Annotated in this window: 20 protein-coding genes and 1 tRNA gene; 10 read left to right on the top strand and 11 right to left on the bottom strand. The window is 52.6% G+C overall.

Going from position 1 to position 21981, the window contains the following annotated elements; translation table 11 throughout:
- Positions 1-301 precede the first annotated feature (301 nt).
- The 4 genes from B5G10_RS04670 to B5G10_RS04655 form a co-directional block, all read right to left on the bottom strand.
- Positions 302-383 (bottom strand) — tRNA-Leu (locus B5G10_RS04670).
- Between the two features lie 84 nt (positions 384-467).
- Complete coding sequence (locus B5G10_RS04665; RefSeq protein WP_087423578.1) at positions 468-1493, bottom strand: S41 family peptidase; 1026 nt, start codon at positions 1491-1493, stop codon at positions 468-470.
- A gap of 13 nt (positions 1494-1506) precedes the next feature.
- A complete protein-coding gene (locus B5G10_RS04660; RefSeq protein ID WP_087423577.1) occupies positions 1507-2361 on the bottom strand; it encodes a DUF3316 domain-containing protein in 855 nt (284 codons plus the stop codon).
- A 2-nt stretch (positions 2362-2363) separates the two neighbouring features.
- The gene (locus B5G10_RS04655; protein ID WP_087879930.1) at positions 2364-5039 is read right to left on the bottom strand and encodes a DNA gyrase/topoisomerase IV subunit A; all 2676 of its coding nucleotides are present in this window, start codon (positions 5037-5039) and stop codon (positions 2364-2366) included.
- Between the two features lie 216 nt (positions 5040-5255).
- On the opposite strand from B5G10_RS04655, the gene B5G10_RS04650 reads away from it, so the two are divergent.
- From B5G10_RS04650 to B5G10_RS04640, 3 genes are read left to right on the top strand one after another with little or no spacing between them, the layout of a single operon-like run.
- Complete coding sequence (locus B5G10_RS04650) at positions 5256-6800, top strand: glycine--tRNA ligase (protein ID WP_087423576.1); 1545 nt, start codon at positions 5256-5258, stop codon at positions 6798-6800.
- 16 nt (positions 6801-6816) lie between these two features.
- Positions 6817-7395, top strand: a complete 579-nt coding sequence (locus B5G10_RS04645; protein ID WP_087423575.1) for a LemA family protein — start codon at positions 6817-6819, stop codon at positions 7393-7395.
- 22 nt (positions 7396-7417) lie between these two features.
- The gene (locus tag B5G10_RS04640; protein WP_087423574.1) at positions 7418-7975 is read left to right on the top strand and encodes an FKBP-type peptidyl-prolyl cis-trans isomerase; all 558 of its coding nucleotides are present in this window, start codon (positions 7418-7420) and stop codon (positions 7973-7975) included.
- A gap of 122 nt (positions 7976-8097) precedes the next feature.
- Here the strand turns inward: B5G10_RS04640 and B5G10_RS04635 are convergent, their stop codons facing one another.
- A complete protein-coding gene (locus B5G10_RS04635; protein ID WP_143241064.1) occupies positions 8098-8517 on the bottom strand; it encodes a hypothetical protein in 420 nt (139 codons plus the stop codon).
- 344 nt (positions 8518-8861) lie between these two features.
- On the opposite strand from B5G10_RS04635, the gene phoU reads away from it, so the two are divergent.
- The 3 genes from phoU to B5G10_RS04615 all read left to right on the top strand — a co-directional run bounded on the left by phoU (position 8862) and on the right by B5G10_RS04615 (position 11060).
- Positions 8862-9530: a phosphate signaling complex protein PhoU gene (gene phoU / locus B5G10_RS04625; RefSeq protein WP_087423571.1), complete on the top strand. Its 669-nt coding sequence runs from the start codon at positions 8862-8864 to the stop codon at positions 9528-9530.
- A 204-nt stretch (positions 9531-9734) separates the two neighbouring features.
- Complete coding sequence (locus B5G10_RS04620; protein ID WP_087423570.1) at positions 9735-10433, top strand: DUF4919 domain-containing protein; 699 nt, start codon at positions 9735-9737, stop codon at positions 10431-10433.
- A gap of 63 nt (positions 10434-10496) precedes the next feature.
- Positions 10497-11060 (top strand): FKBP-type peptidyl-prolyl cis-trans isomerase, encoded by a 564-nt coding sequence (locus B5G10_RS04615; RefSeq protein WP_087423569.1) that lies wholly within the window; start codon positions 10497-10499, stop codon positions 11058-11060.
- Between the two features lie 93 nt (positions 11061-11153).
- On the opposite strand, the gene B5G10_RS04610 is transcribed toward B5G10_RS04615, so the two are convergent.
- The 4 genes from B5G10_RS04610 to B5G10_RS04595 form a co-directional block, all read right to left on the bottom strand.
- Positions 11154-11864: a DUF3667 domain-containing protein gene (locus tag B5G10_RS04610; protein ID WP_087423568.1), complete on the bottom strand. Its 711-nt coding sequence runs from the start codon at positions 11862-11864 to the stop codon at positions 11154-11156.
- A 77-nt stretch (positions 11865-11941) separates the two neighbouring features.
- Positions 11942-12442, bottom strand: a complete 501-nt coding sequence (locus B5G10_RS04605; RefSeq protein ID WP_143241063.1) for a hypothetical protein — start codon at positions 12440-12442, stop codon at positions 11942-11944.
- 5 nt (positions 12443-12447) lie between these two features.
- The gene (locus B5G10_RS04600; RefSeq protein WP_087423566.1) at positions 12448-12909 is read right to left on the bottom strand and encodes a hypothetical protein; all 462 of its coding nucleotides are present in this window, start codon (positions 12907-12909) and stop codon (positions 12448-12450) included.
- Positions 12906-13310, bottom strand: coding sequence for a hypothetical protein (locus B5G10_RS04595; RefSeq protein ID WP_087423565.1), 405 nt, complete (start codon positions 13308-13310; stop codon positions 12906-12908). Before B5G10_RS04595 ends, B5G10_RS04600 begins: the two co-directional genes overlap by 4 nt.
- A gap of 288 nt (positions 13311-13598) precedes the next feature.
- Between B5G10_RS04595 and B5G10_RS04590 the strand changes: the two genes are divergently transcribed.
- Both B5G10_RS04590 and B5G10_RS04585 read left to right on the top strand, forming a co-directional pair.
- Complete coding sequence (locus tag B5G10_RS04590; protein ID WP_087423639.1) at positions 13599-14588, top strand: GSCFA domain-containing protein; 990 nt, start codon at positions 13599-13601, stop codon at positions 14586-14588.
- Positions 14585-17053, top strand: coding sequence for a bifunctional UDP-N-acetylmuramoyl-tripeptide:D-alanyl-D-alanine ligase/alanine racemase (locus B5G10_RS04585; RefSeq protein WP_087423564.1), 2469 nt, complete (start codon positions 14585-14587; stop codon positions 17051-17053). The genes B5G10_RS04590 and B5G10_RS04585 overlap by 4 nt, the downstream gene beginning before the upstream one ends.
- A gap of 177 nt (positions 17054-17230) precedes the next feature.
- Here the strand turns inward: B5G10_RS04585 and B5G10_RS04580 are convergent, their stop codons facing one another.
- Both B5G10_RS04580 and B5G10_RS04575 read right to left on the bottom strand, forming a co-directional pair.
- Positions 17231-18805, bottom strand: coding sequence for an Rne/Rng family ribonuclease (locus tag B5G10_RS04580; RefSeq protein ID WP_087423563.1), 1575 nt, complete (start codon positions 18803-18805; stop codon positions 17231-17233).
- Positions 18806-19150: 345 nt separating this feature from the next.
- Positions 19151-19423: an HU family DNA-binding protein gene (locus B5G10_RS04575; RefSeq protein ID WP_025278206.1), complete on the bottom strand. Its 273-nt coding sequence runs from the start codon at positions 19421-19423 to the stop codon at positions 19151-19153.
- Between the two features lie 378 nt (positions 19424-19801).
- Here B5G10_RS04575 and B5G10_RS04570 point away from each other — a divergent pair, with 378 nt between their 5' ends.
- Complete coding sequence (locus B5G10_RS04570) at positions 19802-21085, top strand: hemolysin family protein (RefSeq protein WP_087423562.1); 1284 nt, start codon at positions 19802-19804, stop codon at positions 21083-21085.
- Between the two features lie 211 nt (positions 21086-21296).
- Positions 21297-21980 (top strand): queuosine precursor transporter, encoded by a 684-nt coding sequence (locus tag B5G10_RS04565; protein WP_087423561.1) that lies wholly within the window; start codon positions 21297-21299, stop codon positions 21978-21980.
- The last annotated feature ends 1 nt before the right edge of the window (position 21981 follow it).

Genomic DNA, 21981 nt, shown 5'->3' with positions numbered 1-21981 from the left:
ACGCTTATTTCTAAAAAAGAGTTAATGCAACGCACTTTTTTATCAAAAACATGTTGTACAACATATAAAAGCGCTATATTTGCACTGTGTTTTTCATGGTATTAGATTTAAGGTTAACAAAGATTGGTTGTCGTGAGACAATCAATTTTTTTTGTACCTGCCCGAAAGGCTCTTTACCACCCCCCTCTCCCGAACAATGACCTCCCGAGTTCTACCCGGCACTCCGGCTTAGACAGTTGTCACCCCGCACGTTTGAGGCAAGCACAAAAAAAACCTGCAAGAGCAACTCTCACAGGTCTTGTGCGGACGACGGGACTCGAACCCACACGTCGCAAGACACTAGATCCTAAGTCTAGCGCGGCTACCAATTACGCCACGTCCGCAAACGATGGCACAAATATACAAGAAGTTTATAACATGTACAATGAATCGAGTTACAAAGTTTGCCACCGCACAGGGCGCCAGCCTCACACGCCACCGGTAATATAGGCAATAGCCCGGTCGAGAATCGTGTCGTGTCCCTTATCGGCCTGTTCGAGGTCCATGTCCATCTTGAACCCTTCGGTAGGTTCCACGCCAAACTCGGTGTGCTGGCGGTTCACGTCATAGATGGGCGAAGCCGAGAAGCGTATGCTCCAGCCGTTGGGCAACTCCGACGAGAAGGGCAATCCGCTACCACCGCCAGTGATATCGCCCATGACCACGACGTTGGGCAAGGCCTTCATGACCGACACGAAATTGTTGGCGGCACTGTATGTACCCCGATTGGCCAGTACCACCACCGGTTTCTGGTAACGGATGCGGTTCGACGGGGAGTATTTGATGGGATACAACCCCGAGAACTCCTGATGCCCGGGCCCCGTCTTGTGCGAGATATACCCCACCAGCGTCTCCTGGTTGATAAAGCGGGAGACCAGCGTCTCGACATTCGACAGCGAACCGCCGCCGTTGCTGCGCACATCGATAATCAAGCCTGTCGAAGAAGAGAGGTAGGCCAGTATCTGGTCGAGGTTACCCTCGCCGATAGCGCTCGAGAAACTGCCGTAGTACATGTAGCCCACGTTCTGGGGCAGAATCTTGTATTTGATGCCGCTCGTATAGCGGTAGTCGAAGTTGAGGTAATGCTCGTCGATGAGCCGCTCCTGATAATTCTCGGGCGAGGAGTAGAGCCAGTCCCAATAGCGCGAGGTATCGTGCGCGGCAATCAGGTTCACATGACCGTCTTTCAGTTCCATGAGCATATCGCCACACACGTCGAAGAGCTCTTCGGAGGTCATCTTCTCGGTGAGTTTCTTGCGGTACTTCATGCCCACCTGGGTCCAGTCGATATCCTTGTATTCAAAAAAGCAGTAGCGCTCGTCGAGGATTGTCCACAGCGCATCGAAGTTGCCATAGGGGTCATCCTCATACACCTCGACCTTGTGGCACGACGAGAGGGAGAGAAGGGCCAGGAGCGAAACCAGAAATTCTATTCTTACAACCTTGTGCATCATAACCTATTCTCTTTTAATAGTAAACCGATACTACCCGCTTGGCCGGGGGAGCCGTGCGGAATATTTCGCCCGAGATACCCAGCACAAACATGTGGTTGAGTACCTGGGTGTCGATGTGGTTGACATGGGTGGTACGCATCAGCTGGCGGTATCCCAGCCGCAGGGCCATCTTGCCCAGATGCAGATCGACCGAGAGGTAGTTGCGCAAATCGACCCGGTTGTGCCACGCCCCGAACTGGACGATGCCCGAGCGATTGCCTATGTAGAACATCTCGTAATAGGACTGGCCGAAAGCCGGCGAGAAATAGGTACCTATCACCGGCAACGACACCTGATAACGGAAGGTGAGCGGCAACCGTCCCAACCGCAAGTGATACGAGGCCATGGCCGTAGCTCCCAAATCGACAGCCAGCTTGGCCGTGGCCGGGTTGTTGGAGTTGCGCAGGTTGTACAGCCCACCCAGGGTGAGCGCGGCCTCGCCGCCACCGGCAACCCACAGTCCGTCGAGCAGTCGCCAACGACGCAACATGGCAAATGAATAGTCGAGATATAGCGACATCATGGAACCGCTGCCCGACTGGTTGCTCATCGTGGCATAGTTGACCAGCACATTATGCCGGGTGAACCATTTCTCGGGAGCGAAACTCGCAGCCCGCAACCGTTCGTAACCCAATGCCACGTCGAGACCCCAATAGCGAATGGGGGTCAGATAGGTATCGAGAGCGCTCTGACGGCCTATTTCGAAGGTAAAAGCCGAAGCTACAGGGCGTAACGGCTTGGGAGGTTTGGGCTTCTCGGCCCATAGGGTCACAGGGATAGAAAGGGCTACCCCGATAAAGGAGCACAAAAGAACCTTGCGTATTGTCATAACTAAAACAGTGTCATTTGTCCCGAGGGGTTATCCTCTTGGTTATCGGCTTGATTTTCGGGCAGGTTGCCGTCGGCATCGGGTTCTCCGCCATCATCAGACTCCTGGGCCTGCTTAAGCGGCTCCAGCTCGCGAATCTCGGCCACCGAGTAGGTGGTGAGCCGTTTTCCCTTAGCCTTGAAACCCTTCACGGCAATGAAATCGGAGGCCTCGACCACCAGCGGCTCACGGAAGGAATCGCCCTCGCCAAAGGTAACCTCGATGCGCGGATAGGCGGTATCGGTCAATAACAAGAGACGCGAAGCGGGATTGTCGCCCAGGAAATTCTGCTTGCGGTTGGTCGATTCAAAGACAAAGCGCTTGAGGTAGGGATATCCCTGCGTGGCGTCGAAGAGGGCCACCGTCCACACCTTGTCGGGCTCGAACTTCTCGATGCGCAGGATATTGGAGTCGTAGTGGTTGGTTGCATCGGAAGAGGTGGTACAATACTCGCCGTTATCCAGCACAACCAGTACCTGGTCGTCGCCATGGAACTCGCCCAGGTATTCGCCCCGCCCATCGTAGTTGAGGCGCAGCACATCACGGTCGAACCACACCTTGCGGCCACCCAGCGTAGAGCCACCCCGCTCTTTGAGCGAGATGCGGTGAATCTCGTTTTTGGTGAGGATATTACCCATCGACTGGCGTCCCTTGATGGCAATCTCGCTGAAGTCGCGATCGACAAAGAGCGTCTTCATGCGGGGTTTGGGCACGAAGGTCACCCGCAGCACCTCGGCCTCGCCGTTGGGGTTGGCGGTGAACCACACTACGCGCGACCCGGGTTTCCCCTGCGTGAGGTCATACTCCTTGTCGCGTGTCACACCCGTCACGGCAAAACGCTTCATGTAGTGAAGGCCGGCCTTGCCGTCGCGATAGACCACGTTGTAGATGGTGCGGTTGTCGTTTTTCTTGAAGACGGCGATATGCAGCAGGTTCTTGCCCACAAACATCTTTTCGCTCACCTTCACCACCTTGTACTTGCCGTCGCGGTAGAAGAGAATGATGTCGTCGATATCGGAGCAGTTGCACACGAACTCGTCCTTCTTGAGCGACGTACCGATGAATCCCTCCTCGCGGTTGATATAGAGCTTCTCGTTGGCCTCGGCCACCTTGGTCGCCTCGATGGTATCGAAGCTGCGCACTTGGGTGAGGCGGGGATAGCGGCTGCCATACTTCTCGCGCAACGAGTCGTACCACTTGATGGTATAATCGACCAGATGCTCGATGTCGTAGTCGATGCGGGCAATCTGCTCGCGCTTGGCAGCGATGAGCTCGTCGGCCTTGTCGGAGTTGAATTTGAGGATACGCGCCATCTTGATTTCCATCAGCTTGAGGATATCGTCGCGCGTCACCTCGCGGATGAACGAGGGCTTGAAGGGCTCCAACCGCTTATCGACGTGGGCGATAGCCTCGTCCATCGTGCGGCTCTCTTCAAACTCGCGGTCTTTGTATATGCGGTTTTCGATAAATATCTTTTCAAGCGAAGCGAAATGCAGAATCTCCTGTGCTTCACCCCGTTGAATGAGCAGCTCTTGCCTGAGGAGTTCCTTGGTATTCTCGACACTGATGCGCAGCAGGTCGCTCACAGTCATGAAATGCGGCTTGTCGTCGTTGATTACGCAACAGTTGGGCGAGATGCTCACCTCGCAATCGGTGAAGGCATAGAGGGCATCGATGGCCTTGTCGGACGAGGTCCCCGGAATGAGGTGTACCAGAATCTCGGCATGCTGGGCCGTGTTGTCATCGACCTTGCGGATTTTGATCTTACCCTTCTCCTGTGCCTTGAGTATCGACTCGATGAGCGACGAGGTGGTCTTGCCATACGGCACCTCGACAATCGAGAGGGTGCGGTTGTCGATTTTCTCGATTTTGGCGCGCACCTTCACACTGCCGCCACGCTCCCCGTCGTTGTATTTGGTCACATCGATATAACCGCCGGTCTGGAAATCGGGATAGAGGTGAAACTCTTCGCCCCGCAGATAGGCAACGGCCGCCTCCAGAATTTCGTTGAAGTTGTGAGGCAGAATTTTCGACGACAGACCCACGGCAATACCCTCGGCCCCCTGAGCCAGAAGCAAGGGGAATTTCACCGGCAGGGTTACCGGCTCTTTCTTGCGGCCGTCGTAAGAGAGTTTCCACTCGGTCGTCTTGGGGTTGAACACGACATCGAGGGCAAACTTCGACAATCGGGCCTCGATGTAACGAGGAGCGGCCGCCGAGTCGCCCGTGAGGATATTACCCCAGTTTCCCTGGCACTCGACCAGCAAATCTTTCTGCCCCAACTGCACCAGTGCATCGCCTATGGAGGCGTCGCCATGCGGGTGGAACTGCATCGTATGACCCACGATATTGGCCACCTTGTTGAAGCGCCCGTCGTCGAGCAGCTTCATGGCATGGAGAATACGCCGCTGCACCGGCTTCAACCCATCGTAGAGGTGGGGAACCGCCCGCTCGAGAATCACATACGAGGCATAGTCGAGAAACCAGTTCTGGAACATGCCCGAGAGTTGAAACTTGGTGTCGGGCTTATCGGGCGCCGGCACTTTGTAGGCCGAGTGGGTCGCTGCCGAATCTTCCTTTTCGCCAGCGGGGTCTTGGGGTATATCTTCTTCCTGCGGTGTCGTTATTTCGTCGCTCATAGACTCTTTTTGGATTTAGAAACGGGGGAAGGGCTCACTTGAAAGTGCCGCTCTTTTTGTTTTTTAAAGAAATGTATTGCTACATTCCCCTGCAAAAATACAAATTTAATCGAAAAAAATCATTTACTTTGTGCTCTAAAATAGCCCGATTGAGCGATAAATCGAGCAAAAAAATGCAAAGATAACACGAAAAGCAAGCAATAAACCTAAAAAAAAATGGCACAAGAAGACGTTTTTAAGAAATTGGTATCTCACTGTAAAGAGTATGGTTTTGTATTCCCCTCGAGCGAAATATACGACGGACTGGCTGCCGTGTATGACTACGGGCAAATGGGAGTCGAACTGAAAAACAACATAAAGAAATATTGGTGGGACAGCATGGTGCTGTTGCACGAAAATATTGTGGGTATCGACTCGGCCATCTTCATGCACCCGACCATCTGGAAAGCCTCGGGTCACGTCGATGCCTTCAACGATCCCCTCATCGACAACAAGGATTCCAAGAAACGTTACCGCGCCGACGTCCTCATCGAAGACTGCATCGCCAAGATGGACGAAAAAATCGAGAAAGAGGTCGAGAAGGCTGCCAAACGCTTTGGCGACTCGTTTGACGAGAAGCTCTTCAGAGAGACCAACCCCCGCGTGCTCGAGCACAAGGCCAAACGCGACGAGCTCCACGCCCGTTACACCAAGGCCATGAACGACGTCGATCTGAACGAACTGCGACAAATCATTCTCGACTACGATATCGTATGCCCCATAAGCGGCACCAAGAACTGGACCGAAGTGCGCCAGTTCAACCTCATGTTCTCGACCGAAATGGGCTCGACGGCCGACGGTTCGATGAAAGTCTATCTGCGTCCCGAGACAGCACAAGGCATCTTTGTCAACTTCCTGAACGTGCAAAAGACGGGCCGCATGCGCATCCCCTTCGGTATTGCCCAGATAGGTAAAGCCTTCCGCAACGAAATCGTAGCCCGCCAGTTCATCTTCCGCATGCGCGAGTTCGAGCAGATGGAGATGCAGTTCTTTGTACGTCCCGGCGAAGAGCTCAAATGGTTTGAGCAATGGAAACAAACCCGCTTGAAATGGCACAAGGCCCTGGGCCTGGGCGACCAGAAATACCGCTTCCACGACCACGAGAAACTGGCCCACTATGCCAATGCCGCTACCGACATCGAGTTTGAGATGCCCTTCGGCTTCAAAGAGGTAGAAGGTATCCACTCGCGCACCAACTTCGACCTGAGCAACCACGAGAAATTCTCGGGCAAGAAAATCCAATACTTCGACCCCGAGCTGGGCGAGTCCTACACCCCCTATGTCATCGAGACCTCAATTGGTGTCGATCGCATGTTCTTGAGCGTGATGGCTGCCACCTACTGCGAAGAGAAACTCGAGGGAGGCGAAACCCGTGTGGTACTGCGCCTGCCGGCTCCTCTGGCTCCGGTGAAAGCTGCCGTGATGCCGCTGGTTCGCAAAGACGGCCTGCCCGAGAAAGCCCGCGAAATCATCAACAACCTGCGCTTCGACTTCAAGTGCCAGTATGACGAGAAGGACTCGATTGGCAAACGCTACCGTCGTCAAGACGCCATCGGTACCCCCTTCTGCATCACAGTCGATCACCAGACTCTCGAAGACAACACGGTGACCGTGCGTTTCCGCGACACCATGGAACAGCAACGCGTGGCCATCGATCAGCTGCAGAGCCTCATCGGCGACCAGGTGAGCATGAAGAGCTTGTTAAAGAAAGTAGCAGAATAAACATAACGTACTGAATATGAAGAATCTTGTTCGAGTAATTTTTGCAATCGTCATTGCAGCATCGTTTTCGTCGTGCAGCTACAACAGCATCGTGGAGGCCGACGAGAATATAAACGCTCAGTGGGCGAAAGTAGAAAACCAATATCAGCGACGAGCCGACCTGGTGCCCAACCTCGTCAACACCGTCAAAGGATATGCCTCGCACGAAAGCGAAACACTCGAAGCCGTGATTGCCGCCCGTTCAAAGGCTACGCAAATCACCATCGACCCGGCCAACCTCACCGAAGAGAACCTGCAAAAGTACCAGGCCGCTCAAGGCGAGTTGTCCAGTGCATTGGGCAAGTTACTGGCTATCACCGAGAACTACCCCGACCTGAAGGCCAATCAGAATTTTCTGGAATTACAGGCCCAGCTCGAAGGTACCGAAAACCGCATCGCCACCGAGCGCTCGCGATATACCGACGCGGTGAACGCTTATAACCAGAAGATACGCAAATTCCCGGCCGTGATTACCGCCAAGATTTTCGGATTCGATCCCAAGCCGCAGTTCAAGGCCGAGGAGAGTGCCGCCCAAGCGCCCGTCGTGGAATTTTAATCAATAGCTCTTATAACTCATTATGAAAAAGTTACCAATCTTTCTATTAGCTTGTCTCCTCTTGAGCATGATTTCGTGCAAGAAGACCGAAGACTATTGGACCCAATACGAAACCTGGCGCGACACCAACAACGCCTGGTTTATCGAACAGCTCGGGGCCAAGGACGAAAACGGGAATCCCGTCTATACCAAAGTCGTACCCAGCTGGGACCGCAGCATCTATGTGCTCATGAAGTACTACAACGACACGAGCCTCAACCGCAATGCCCAGTCGCCCTACCAAACCAGCACGGTCGATGTCATCTACAAAGGCATGCTCTACAACGGCACGCCCTTTGACTCGTCGTACCAAAGGACCGACAGCATCTACCGTTCCCAGGTGAAACAAAACATCAAGGGGTGGATTGTAGCTCTCGAACAGATGAAGGTAGGCGACAGCTGCCGGGTAATCATTCCCCAGTCGCTGGGTTATGGAGCCCAATACATGTCGTCGCTGATTCTCCCCTACACCACGCTGGTGTTCGACATGAAGCTGGTGGGTATCCCAGGATTGGAGAAACCGGTCATCGACGAGGAGTAAAGGCGCATCTGATCTCAAACAAATAGTTACCTATTAAAAAAATAGAGAGGCCATTGTAATGGCCTCTCTATTTTTTTTATCTAAATTCAATAATCTACACACCAACAATTTAGAGTCAGGTATTATTGCTCTTTCGAAAGAACCCAAGGAGAACCATTGAACTGCAAAAGCAATGTGTTCCCTTCAAACTTATATGGATAACTTTTCTTCCATTCCCATCCACTGGAACCTGAGCCATCGTAATTCAACCATCCGTCAAAAGAAATCTCATCACTTAAAACAGTATATTTCCCATTGAATCTTTCAGTACCCCATGCATCCCCATGTTTGGACGTAAGACTCACTGTCGCATCTTCTCGAAATACCACAGTACACCAACTCTCTTCATAGTTCTTCATACTCCCTTTCCACGTACCAATAAGTTTAGTCGTAATAGTCGCAATATCTTCAGAAGACGGTTCATCATCACTACGACACGCCGAAAGGCAAACAACAAGACAAAGGCTCAATAGCCCGAAAAACAATTTACTTTTCTTTTTCATAATCATTTTTTTTCATGTGCCAAAGAGACTCTCCGAACTTCAAACATTCTTAAAAAAAGAAAGCGTGTTCGAACCACAATCTCTGTAAAAAAGCCTCTAAGTGCAAACTTAGCTAAAATTTTTAAAATACCAAATTTTAATAAGAAATCCAATAAAAATTTACACCAAATGCCTTGCCTTGCATTAACAAGACATAAAGAACTTTTACCTATGCAGATAAAGAGCATAATCACAATTTTTGTCATATATTTGTAAAACCGATGTAACGAGGAGGAAACAACAACCGTTTTTCTTTGTTCCATTAAAACAGGAAAGTTATCACTTACGTCTAATATACAGCAACCATGATATATATCGAAAAAGAACTCGACGACCTCAAAAAAGAGGTTCTCGAAATGTGGGACCTGGTCAACTCACAACTCAACCGTGCCGGCGAAGCCCTGCTCTCCATGGACAAGGAGCTGGCCCACGAAGTAACTTACCGCGAAAAGAGAGTCAATGCCTTTGAACTGAAAATCGACAGCGACTGCGAAGACATCATCGGCCTCTACAACCCCGTAGCTCTCGACCTGCGGTTCACCCTGGCCATGATGAAGACCAGCAACAACCTCGAGCGTATAGCCGACTTTTGCGATGGCATCGCCCGCTTTGTCATCGACTACCCCGAGGTGAATATCGAGTCGGAACTCTTCGAGAAGACCGGCATCAAAGAGATGCTCGACATCGTCAAGGCCATGATGGAACAGGCCGAAAATGCCCTCATCGAAGAGAAATCGTCCGAAGCCATTGCCGTCTTCAACAAAGACAACCGTGTCGATGAGCTCAACCATGCCGCAGTACCCATCATTGCCGAGTACCTGCAGCAATTCCCCGAAAGAGCCATCGAATGTCTCAACCTCATCAGCATCATTCGCAGGCTCGAGCGCATTGGCGACCACTGCAACAACATCGCCGAAGAGATCGTGTTCTACCTCGATGCCAAGATTTTGAAACACGCCGGCAAACAGGGTTGAAAAGCCTTGACCCGGCAGCCCGATGGACGGACGTTGTAAAATGTTTTATCATCTTTTACGGTAAAAAAGCGACCCGTTGTCAGAAGAAAATTCTATCTTTGTCTATCGGAATGAGCCACAATGCTCATTCCGATAGACAAAATCATATTATCCCCTTGCGGGGAGAGACGGGCGAGAGCCCGCCCCGACAACAAATCGTAAACGATGAAACATTTATACGTCATTCTCACACTCATCATCGGCCTTGGAAGCCTCTCTTTGCGGGCCGCCGAGACACCCGCGTTCGATATCCCCGACATGGAGAAGATCGAAGAGGCCGTGCGAGACAGCCGCTCACCCTACTACTACCCCGACCTGCTGAAAAAATATTTTGGCAACGACACCACCATGACCCTGCAGGAGTTCCGCCACCTCTACCTGGGATATGCCAGCCAGGAGGATTACAACCCCTATCGCGAAGTTAAGGTGCCCGAGCATATCGAACGGCTCTACCTGCAAACGATACACACCGAATCGGAGTGTGACTCGCTCATCAAGTATGCCCGCAAGATTCTGGCCGATATTCCCCTGGACCTGCGCCAAATCAACTTCCTGGTCTATGGTCTGCGCCAAAAGGGCAAAAACCGTGAAGCCGACGTGTGGGACTATCGCCTCAAAGGCATTATCAACGCCATTCTCTCGACCGGCGACGGCAAGGCTCCCGAGACTGCCTGGTATGTAATCTATCCTACCGACGAGTACAACATCGTGAACCGACAGGGATTCACCGCCACCGAGTTTGTCTTTGTCGAACCCTACTTCGACTACATCGCCATCGAGAGCAATCCCCTCAAAATCGAGGGCTTCTACTTCAACGTGAAGAAACTGCTCAAGGAGTACAACCGCAAGTTCTACGACCGATAGACGAGACAGAGCAGTACTCCACCCAACCCCGACAATATTAACCATTTAACGATACAAAACCTTATGGAAATTAAACCCGGTAAATTTGTGGTTCTCACCTACGACCTCTATGCAGGCGCAGGCGAACCGGAAGAGACTTTGATGATACGTGCCACCGACGAAATGCCCGACCAGTTCGTGTATGGCGTGGACCAAAATATCCTCCCTGCCATGCTCAAACGGCTCGACGGCTTGAAAGAGGGCGACAAGTTTGACTTCGTGCTCACCTGCGACGAAGCTTTCGGCGAACGTAACGAAGAGCATGTCATCGAACTCGACAAAGATATTTTCATGGTCGATGGAAAATTCGACGACCAAACCGTATTCGAGGGCAACACCGTGCCCATGATGACCGCCGAGGGATACCGCATTAACGGCTCGGTTCTGAAGGTGTCGGACGACAAGGTACTCATGGACTTCAACCACCCGCTGGCCGGCGAGAACCTGCACTATGTAGGTGTAGTGAAACTGGTGCGCGATGCCACCGAAGAGGAGCTGCACCCCCGTCACAGCTGCGGCTGTGGTTGCGGTCACGACCACGGAGGTTGCGGCGATGGCTGCGGCGATGGCTGCGACGGCTGCCACTAATCGGCTCCCGACCCATACCCACCATTAACACGAGGGGGAGAACCCGCCAACCGGCCGGTCTCCCCCTCGCTGTATCTCTATCGCTCCTCGCTCCTAATTCACAAAAGGGTAAGCAAGAGCGACACCGATTGTCACAAAAAACAGAAGATAGAGTAGCACGGCCCACAAGGTACGCCCCAAGGTTATCCAGAACTTGTCGGGGAAGAACGAGTAGGCAGCCCAATAAGTAGGAATCAGACAAAGAAACATATTACCCCACTGATAGGCCTGATAATATGAAGCATCCAACACCAACCCGACCGGTATCACGATTATCGAAAGCAGGATGTACAGCACCGACACATAGCAGCAGCCCAGCAGATACTCTACCCAGTTGTACTGCGCAGATCCCACCTTGCGGAATGCTATCTTCACGGCCAGAACCATAAACGGCACCGTAGCGATAGTAATCAGGGTATAATGCTCGACAATCCAATTGTGCGTAGCCGACGTCTCGATGGTCGAGATGCTCCCGGGCAACCCCTTGATGTGCCCGAGGAAGAGAAGAATCACACACCACACGGCCAGCAACGGGATGGGAGCCATATACCCCTTTCGGCGTCCCTCGAAGTAATCGCTCAGCAGCCGGTCGGGGTGGACAATCAACATACGCGTGGTCTTGACAAAGCTATTGTCAACATGGAAAATACCATGCAAAAGGTTATCCCACACACTCTTCCAGGTCAATCGCCCCACCGTGGCCTTCTGCCCGCACTGGTTGCAGTAGTTCCCCTCGAACTCCGTCCCGCAGTTTTTGCAAATCATCGTTCTATCCTCATTAAAATCAGGATACAAAGATACATCGCCCCTCCTTACCCGCCAACAACCTCAGGTTCGATTTTTCAAAAATAGTTGGTCGGGCGGTGCGGCCTACGGTTACGAGCCAGCCTGATATCGCTCTTGACCGCCTCCAGAGCCCCCTGGTACTGCAACTGCCGGCGGGCACTCTCGTCGGGCAACTTGGTGACAAACCACTGGGCCAGCACATAGTGTACGATGGCCCGCTCGAGCTGGTGACAAATGGACTCGTCGAGACCCTGTGCACGATGCTCGGGCAACACAACGGCAAAGACCACCCGACTGTCGGTCGAGGCAATCTCGTCCGACAGATAGGCCGAGAGGACCCGCGTCATCTCGTCGCGGGCATCAGACAGCCAGCGATCAAGAAACGGCCTGTCGTCCTCGGTGACAATAATCGAGCGACTCCACCCCGGTTGCAATTCGGTCGTACTGGCCACACTCTTGGCTACATACGAACTCTCGGCCGTCAGCTCCCGCAATATCTCATCTTCAGAAAACGAGAACACCACGGCCTCCCACATTTTTCTTTTCTCTTCGTTCATCTCTTTCATCTTTTTTTAAGGATATAAATAATGGATAAAACAATAGCGATTACCACAGCCGCCCCAATGAGTGGGCTCCCCGTGGTGCGGGTTTGGCGTTCGTCGTGCGTAACCTGTTCGCCCCGGGCACGCACCTGCACCCTCGATTGAGCCACCAGCGAATCGGTCACGGCCCGCTCGTGACGGGCTGTCACCGTGGCCGTACGGGCCAGACGAGTCACCCGCAGGCGCGGTATTTCCGCATCGGGTCGCAACGTATCGAGCGAATAGTCGAGCTGTGTCCACTCCCACCGGGTACTCCCCGTCAATTCGGTGCGCATCACCGAGTCGAAAAGGGTCGTGAAACTGTGCTCGGCCTCGCCGTTCCACTGACCGTGCTGCGACACCGTGCTTTGCCGGGTACTCTTGCACCCGGCGGCTTCGGCCAACAGAAGCAGCAGGCAGAGACAACGGGCCAGGCGTCTCATGAAGCACCTCCCCTCTGCATACGATAAATGATGAGCAGAGCCGACCGCTCCGACAGATAGAACCGGGGAGCCGGCTTTTCGGCCAATACCGCACAGAGCGCCTCGTTGAACGAGGCCCGGGGATGCCGGCGCAGATATCCGCCCAACAGATTGGCCAGGTCGTTATACATCTCGATGCGAACGGCCGAGGCACAACGGGGCGGGCGCCCGCTGATGATGCGCTTCACATTGCGGCGTGCCTCTTCATAACTGATGTAAAAACGGGGTGCTACCGAATAGACCACCCGATGAACCACCTTCTCACGAGGGGTATCCAGAGCGGCCATCCCCAACGACTTGAGTACCTGGTTGTAGGCCTGGTACAAATCGCGATCTCGTTCCTCCTTGTAATATAGTTCCATACCTCTTGTATATTACAGGAAGAGCTACAAACGGCGGTGCCACACGGCACCGTGGCAAAACAGGTAGTGCAAATATAATTCTATTTTGGTATTTTTACAAGAAAATGATGGTTATTTTACCAATTCGTTATATTTTTTTATTTTTTCAGATGTTAAATTAGCGTGCTATCGGTAGGAAAATCTCTATTTTTGTAGAAAGCAGGAGGCGGCCAGGCAAAAAGTTCAAGAGAACTTCACTTGCTGTTCTCGCCTTTTGCTATTTTTGAAGCCATAAATCGCGCGATATCTATGAATTTCAGAACTGTTATCGACCCGCCACGCCATCCCGGCTACCTCGATCACCGGCAACACCTGTTGTTGCTGGGCTCGTGCTTTGTCGAAAACATGGGTGCATGGCTGCAACAGCGCAAATTCAATGTCGATATCAACCCGTTTGGTACGCTGTACAATCCCGAGTCCATCGCCCGCAACTGGGAGCGCATCGTTTCGGGAAGGCCCTTCACGGCCGACAATCTGTTTCTGTCGAACGGCCTGTGGCACAGCTACGATCACCACTCGCGTTTCTCGAGTAGCGACCGGGAGAGCGCACTGGCTCTCATCAACCGTCGCCTGGTCCAGGCTCATGACCGCCTGCCCATGACCGACCGCATGGTCATCACGTGGGGAAGTGCCTATGTATATAAGCTCAAGACAACCGGCGAGGTAGTAGCCAACTGCCACAAGCAACCGGCCTCGCTCTTCGACCGGGAATTGCTCACGGTCGATGCCATCGTAGCGCGGTGGTTACCCATCGTGCGCTATATCGAGGCCAACCTGCCCCAATGCCGCCTGCTCTTCACGGTGAGCCCCATACGCCACCTCAGCGACGGCGCACATGGCAACCAGTTGAGCAAATCGACCCTGCTGCTGGCCATCGACCGGCTGCAACGCGAAAGCCGCATCTGCGACTACTTCCCCTCCTACGAAATCATGATGGACGACCTGCGCGACTACCGTTTCTACGACACCGACATGACACACCCCTCGGCCTCGGCCGTCGCCTACATCAGCGAAGTGCTCACCGAGTCGTATCTCACCCCCGAGAGTCGCGACATTGCCTCGCAATGGTACAAGATACACACCGCCCTGGCCCATCGCCCCATCACCGGCGATACCGACAGCTACAAGGACTTCCTGCAACGCACGCTCGACAAGGTCGAGCGCTTCGGGCAGACCTACCCCTACATAGATATCACAACCGAAACAGCCGAATTAAAAACAAGAATCAAACAGATATGAACTACACGACTACCCAAATTGCAACTATCGTCAAAGCCCAGAAACGGGCATACAAGGATCATATCATCACCGCGCTGCTCACCGACAGCCGTTCGCTCACCTTCCCCGAAGAGACTCTCTTCTTCGCCCTCGTGACCGAACGCAACGACGGCCACCGCTACATCAAGGACCTCTATCGCAAAGGGGTACGCGACTTTGTGGTCGAACACACCATTCCCGGCGAAGAGGATATGACCGAGGCCAACTTCATCGTCGTAAAAGATACGCTCGACGCCCTGCAACAGCTGGCTGCCGCACACCGTCGCCGATTCAACATACCGGTGATAGGCGTCACGGGAAGTAACGGAAAAACCACCGTCAAAGAGTGGCTCTACCAACTGCTACAACCCGACTACAATACCGTGCGCTCACCCCGCAGCTACAACTCGCAGATAGGTGTGCCCCTCTCGGTATGGCAAATCGGGCCCAAAACCGAGATGGCCATCTTCGAGGCCGGTATCTCCCAACCCGACGAAATGGCCCGTCTCGAAGAGATAATCAAACCTACACTGGGCTTGATTACCAATATCGGCGAAGCTCACCAGGAGGGATTCCAGACCATCCAACAGAAGTGTATCGAGAAACTCACCCTGCTCAAGGCCTGCGACTGCATCATCTACGACGGAGACAACAGCCTCATCTGCGAGTGTGTCGAGAAGCTCTGCTTCGGTTGCCGCGAGATTGCCTGGTCGCGCAAAGACCGCGACAAACCGCTCTACATATCGAAGATTACCAAGGGTAGCGACTCGACAAAAATCGACTACACCTACCTGCAATACCACAGCAGTTTTACCATCCCGTTTGTCGAGGATGCCTCGATCGAGAACGCCATCCACTGCCTGGCCGTGATGCTCTACTACAACCGGCCGCCCGAAGCCATTGCCGAGCGTATGGCCCGGCTCACCCCGGTGGCCATGCGTATGGAGGTAAAGGAGGGCATAAACAGTTGCCTTATCATCAACGACAGCTACAACTCCGACATCAACTCGCTCACCATCGCCCTCGATTTCCAAAACCGCCGAGCTGCCGCCAAGGGCATGCGCCGCACCCTCATCCTCTCGGACATTTACCAAACGGGACTCCCGCCGGCCAGTCTCTACCGCAAGGTGGCCGACATCATCCTGCACAAAGGTATCGAACGCCTCATCGGCATCGGGCCCGTCATCTCGGACAACGCCTACCTCTTCAACCTCGAGAAGGAGTTCTACCCCTCAACCGAGAATTTCCTCGCGCAACTCGACCCGGCCGATTTCCACAACGAGCTGATACTGATTAAGGGAGCCCGTGAGTTCCACTTCGAACTCATCTCCGAGACACTCGAGCTGAAACAGCACGAGACCATTCTCGAGGTCAACCTCGATGCCATCGTACACAACTACAACCTGTTCAAATCGAAACTGCGTCCCGAGACAAAAATCATCTGCATGGTCAAAGCCTTTGGCTACGGTGCCGGATCCTACGAACTGGCCAAGACGCTGCAAGACCGCGGCGCCGACTTCCTGGCCGTGGCCGTGGCCGACGAAGGGGCCGAGCTGCGCAAGGCAGGTATCACCATGCCTATCCTGGTGATGAATCCCGAGATGAGCAGCTTCCGCACCCTGTTCAGCTACTACCTCGAACCCGAGATATACAGCTTCGAACTGCTGAAGGCCATCATCGCCGAAGGCGAGAAACTGGGCCTGGCCGGCTACCCCGTACATATCAAGATCGACTCGGGCATGCACCGCCTCGGCTTTGAAGAGAAAGACATGCCGCAGGTGGTCGATATTCTCAACGACCAGACGGTCGTACTTGCCCGCTCGGTATTCTCGCACTTTGCCGGTAGCGACGAGCCCCGCTTCGACGAGTTCTCGCACCAGCAAATCGACACCTTCACCCGCTGTGCCGACTACCTGCAACAGCACTCCAAACACAAGATTCTGCGCCACATCCTCAACACGGCCGGTATCTTGCGGTTTCCCGAATACCAGATGGACATGGTGCGACTGGGCATCGGGCTCTACGGTGTATCGCCCATCGAGGAACCCTGCGGGGTCGAAACGGTAAGTACCTTGAAAACCACCATCCTGCAAATCAAGTCGCTGCCGGCCGGCGAAACCGTGGGCTACGGCCGCAAGGGGGTACTCACCCGCGACTCACGCATCGCAGCCATTCCCATAGGCTATGCCGACGGACTGGACCGTCACCTGAGCAACGGCAAGGGATGCGTGGTCGTGAACGGCAAGCGCGCCCCCATCGTGGGCAACATCTGCATGGATGTGTGCATGATCGACGTGACCGACATCGACTGCAAGCCCGGCGACCGAGTCGAGATATTCGGCGAGCAACTGCCGGTGAGCGAGATTGCCGAGACGCTCGGTACCATTCCCTACGAGATACTCACCTCGGTCTCGACCCGCGTAAAACGCATTTATTACCGGGAATAGGCGAAGGTCTCTTCCCATTACCCTCCCTCCCGACAGCCCTGCCCAGCCTTCACCGGCGGCGGGGCTGTTTCGTATCCCCACATATCCCGAGCCGGCCACAATTCCCGGTAGGGAGACAAAAAAAGAGAGCCCGTCGTTGTTGACGAGCCCTCTCTCCGGCAAGACCTTGCGGTCTCTTTACTTTTTAATTTCAATCTCTTCTTTCAGGTCAATCTCGTTTTTCTCGGCGTCGAAGAACTTATACTCGAGATAAGCGAGCGACTGATTGGGAATCACCTTCATCTGGAAGGTATATTTGCAGCGCCATTTCATCTTCAGAGAGAATACCCCCTGATTGATATACGCGGCTACGAAAGGATGCACGTGTAAAGTGAATTTCCTGATCTTCAACTTATACACCAAATAGTGAATCTTCGACTCCAACAAATCGGTAAAGAGCAAGGAGGGAGGAATGGTGCCTTTACCGTGGCAAGTCGGGCAATCTTCGCTGGTAATGATATCGAGGGCCGGACGCACCCGCTGGCGGGTAATCTGCATCAACCCGAACTTGCTCAAGGGCAAGATGTTGTGTCGGGCACGGTCGTTGGCCATCAGTTCGCGCATACGATCATACAGTTTCTGACGATTCTCGGCCTCGTCCATATCGATATAATCGATCACGATAATTCCGCCCATATCGCGCAACCGCAGTTGCCGGGCAATTTCTTCGGCAGCGTTCATGTTTACATCGAGGGCATTACTCTCCTGGTCGGAGGAGGCTTTTGAGCGGTTGCCGCTATTCACATCGATCACGTGCAACGCCTCGGTATGCTCGATGATTACATACGCTCCGCTTTTGAAAGAGACAGTCTTTCCTAACGAAGATTTAATCTGTTTAGTAATTGCAAAGTTGTCAAAGATAGGCAATTCGCCTTGATAGAGCTTGACAATATCCTTGCGATCGGGAGCAATGAGGCTCACATAGTTGTGAATCTGGTTGTAGGTCTCCTTGTCGTTGACATAGATATTCTCAAACGAGGGGCTGAATATGTCGCGCAAGAGCCCCACCGTACGTCCCGTCTCTTCATAGACAAGCGAGGGGAGTTGCGCCTTTTGCAACTTCACCAGCATATCTTCCCAGCACTTCACCAGGGTTTTGAGTTCGTTGTTCAGCTCGGCCACCCGTTTACCCTCGGCAACCGTGCGCACAATCACCCCGAAGTTGCGGGGCTTGATGCTCTGAATCAACTGACGCAAGCGCAGTTTCTCCTCATTCGACTTGATCTTTTGCGATACCGACACCTTGTCCGAGAAAGGTATCAGCACCAGGAACCGGCCGGCAAAAGAGATTTCGGCCGTCAACCGGGGGCCTTTCGACGAAATGGGTTCCTTGGCAATCTGTACCAGCACCTCCTGGCCCACCTTCAAAGCGTCGTTAATCGTGCCATCCTTTTCGATATCGGGCAGCAGATTGAATTTGGAGAGAGACAATACCCGCTTGCGGTCGGCAAGCGACTGTTTCAAGAACTTGGCACTCGAGTTGTATTGAGTGCCCAAATCGAGATAGTGCAGGAAAGCATCCTTTTCGTAACCTACATCAACAAACGCAGCGTTGAGTCCCGGCATCAGCTTCTTGACCCTGCCCAAATAGATGTCGCCCACCGAAAACGATATGTTTCGAGCCTCTTTCTGAAGCTCGACCAACCGATTGTTCTCGAGCAGAGCAATAGAGATCTCTTTGGGTTGTACATCTACTACAAGTTCGCTGGTCATAATTGTGATTTATAGATTACTGTTAGTTAAGCGGCATGCCTGCGCGCCGTTTCGCGCCACACAGCCATTCCGCCCGATAGAGTTTAACGCCTCTTCATCGTGTAAAAACAGGAGGCGATAAAGCAGAAAGAACAAATCCAATGCCTCCAAACGAAACGCATCAAATTTGTTCTTTGTGTGCTGTCATTCATTGAGAGCCGACAGACATTATTTCTTCTTATGTCTGTTCTTTCTCAATCTTTTTTTGCGTTTGTGAGTAGCCATCTTGTGGCCTTTTCTTTTCTTTCCACTCGGCATAACGGTATGTTTTAAAGATTAATATTTAATTGAGTTTGTTTATGCTTCTTATTTTACCTCGCCCATGAAAGTTTTAGCAGGCTTGAAGGCGGGAATATTGTGAGCAGGAATGATAATCGTCGTGTTCTTGGAAATGTTGCGAGCGGTCTTTTGAGCTCTTTTCTTTACGATGAAACTGCCGAAGCCTCTCAGATATACATTCTCACCTTTTGCCAAAGAACCCTTTACGGTCTCCATAAATTTTTCAACGGTTTCAAGAACAACAGCTTTTTCAATGCCTGTGTTTTTAGAAATTTCGTTTACAATGTCAGCCTTTGTCATTTTTGTATAAATTATAAATTATGTACTAATAAATTGTTTTTAATTTTTTGGACTGCAAATATATAGCTTTTTGCCCATCTAAAAAAGCAAAAGCCTCTTTTTTTCGCAAATAAACGCAACTCGAGGGAGCCTCTCAGGTTTAGTTGTGCAAATATCGCATTTATTTTTCATTTTCTTCTCATTCTCGTCTCTTTTATTCGATTTATCTGTTTGTTTTCCTATAGGTAGCACTTGCACGAGAGTCAACGGTGTGCTCCTTTCGAACCGCTCAAACTGTCAATTTGACTAAATAAAATTAAAAATAAGTTCCATAATTCATATTCTTATATCATTCAAAATATATTTCGTATATTCGACCTGTAATTTTTTAATTCTCACATGGAAATATTTATCATAGTACTCCTTATCCTTTGCAATGGAGTGCTCTCTATGTCCGAAATCGCCCTGGTCTCGGCCCGAAAAGTCAAACTCGAAAACAGCGCTAAAAAAGGAAGCAAAGCCGCACAGTCGGCCCTGAAACTTTCGCAAGACCCCGACCGCTTCCTCTCCACCGTACAAATTGGCATCACCCTCATCGGTATCCTCACCGGTCTCTATTCGGGCGATGCCCTGGCCCACGACCTGGCCGATATTCTGTCCCAAAGTTCCACCTTGCAACCCTATGCCCTGGGCATATCCAAAACGATTATCGTCGTTGCCGTCACCTACCTCACCCTCATTATCGGCGAGCTGGTACCCAAGCGCATCGGCATGGTAGCCTCGGAGCAGGTGGCCAAGATCGTATCGCGCCCCATGTCGTGGCTCTCATATATCGGCGCCCCCTTTGTGTGGATTCTCACCAAGAGCACAGCCGGTGTGTGCCAGTTCCTGGGGCTCTCGTCGCAGAAAGAGGCCATTACCGAAGACGAAATCAAAGCCATCGTGCGCGAGGGTACCGAGGATGGTAGCGTGCAGGAGGTCGAGCAGGATATCGTCGAGCGGGTATTCAACCTGGGCGACCGCAACATCTCATCGATCATGACCCATCGCAGCGACCTCGTATGCCTCGACATCCAGGACGACAACGCCACACTCAAATCGAAAATCATCCACGACCTGCATGCCGTCTATCCCCTGTGCGAAGACAGTCTCGACGACATCATTGGTATCGTGGCCCTCAAAGACCTCTTTGCCAAAATCGACGACCCCGCCTTCAACATCAAAGAGGTGGCATCGGCCCCCTATTTCCTGCCCGAGAACATGAGCGTATATACCGCCATGGAGCGGCTGCGCAACGGGAATCACCGCTATGGACTGGTCACCGACGAGTTTGGCAGCATCGAGGGCATCGTCACCATCAGCGACATACTGAATGCGTTGGTTGGTTCGGCCTCGGCCGGTCCTTCGGCCGATATCGTCACCCGCGAGGACGGCTCGTGCCTCATCGACGGACAATGCTCGTTCTACGACTTCCTCGACCACTACGACATGACCGACCGCTACCAGGAGTTCAACTACAACACCTTGAGCGGCCTTATCCTCGACCTGCTCCAACACATCCCCACCGAAGGCGAAAAGGTAGAATGGCTCTGCTTCACCTTCGAGATCGTCGATATGGACGGGGCTCGCATCGACAAGGTGCTGGTACAGCGGCACGAGACAGCACCCGAAGAGGAAGACTGACCCATACCCGCTCTACCCAAGACGGGGGAAGCCTCGGGACCCTCCCGAGGCTCATCTTAAGAAGGGATGGTTACCCGACATCCCCCACCCATCGGTTTGCGATTGTGTAAAAAAGTAGTACCTTTGCGCCCGAAAAATTTCATTTGTATAACCAGCGAGGAGCGCAAGGACTCCTCCCGTGTGCTTGAACACCACGTAAAAAACAAGACTCATGAATCGTACCGTATCCCTGCCCTTCCTCGTCATGGGCGTTCTTTTCTGTGTGTGCCTCATCTGCTCCAACCTGCTCGAGGTGAAAATGATCTCTTTGGGAGGCATCACCGCAACCGCGGGCCTCATTGTCTTTCCCTTCTCCTACATCATCAACGACTGCATTGCCGAGGTGTGGGGCTACCGCAAGGCGCGGCTCATCATCTGGATGGGATTTCTCATGAACCTGCTGGCTGTCATCTTCATCCAACTGGCCATCGTCTTGCCGTCGGCACCCTTCTGGGAGGGGCAAAATGCCTTCGAAACCATCTTCTCGTCCACGCCGCGCATCCTGCTGGCCAGCTTCATCGCCTTTCTCGCTGGCTCGTTTCTCAACGCCTATATCATGAGCAAGATGAAAATCTCGAGCGGAGGCAAACACTTTTCGCTGCGGGCCGTCACCTCGACCATCGTGGGCGAGAGTGCCGACTCGCTGCTCTTCTTTCCCATCGCCTTCGGTGGTGTGGTACCGGTCAGAGAGCTGGCCATACTCATCGTCACCCAGGCTTGTCTCAAGACTGCCTATGAAATCATTATCCTGCCCGTGACCATACGCGTAGTGCGTCTGGTCAAACGCATCGACGGGAGCGACGTGTATGACCGGCAGGTATCCTACAACATCTTCAAGATAAAAGAATTACAATAAC

This window comes from Barnesiella sp. An55 (assembly GCF_002161555.1).
Taxonomy (GTDB): Bacteria; Bacteroidota; Bacteroidia; order Bacteroidales; family Barnesiellaceae; genus Barnesiella; species Barnesiella merdipullorum.
Note: the sequence above shows the minus strand (reverse complement) of the source record. Positions and strands in the feature narration are given on the sequence as shown.